The sequence below is a fragment of the Microbacterium sp. UBA7513 genome, assembly GCF_002478345.1.
Lineage (GTDB): Bacteria > Actinomycetota > Actinomycetes > Actinomycetales > Microbacteriaceae > Microbacterium.
Map to the genome: position 1 here is coordinate 1 of NZ_DLNJ01000016.1, position 326 is coordinate 326.

Here is a 326-nt window from a genome sequence, read left to right on the forward strand (position 1 = left end):
GGTGGTCGCCGATCGGCAGACCATCGACGCGCTGATCGATGCCGTGTCGCAATTCACCCTTCCGCACGCGGCAGACGAGTTCGCGCCGTGAGCTTCCCCGACATTCGTCTGCGCCGACTGCGCCAGTCGCGCGCTGTTCGCGACCTCGTGCGCGAGACCTCCCTCGAGCCGCGTCAGCTCGTGCTCCCGCTCTTCGTCCGCGAGGGCCTCAGCGAACAAGTCCCCATCGGATCGATGCCCGGTGTCGCTCAGCACTCGATCGACTCGCTGCGGGCGGCCGCTGTCGAGGCCGCCGAGGTCGGAGTGGGCGGCGTCATGCTGTTCGG

At 69.0% G+C, this 326-nt stretch carries 1 pseudogene; it reads left to right on the top strand.

Annotation, left to right across the window (positions count from 1 at the left end):
• Positions 1 to 87: 87 nt before the first annotated feature.
• Positions 88 to 326, top strand: a pseudogene (locus B2W79_RS08425) (porphobilinogen synthase); the annotation flags it as partial.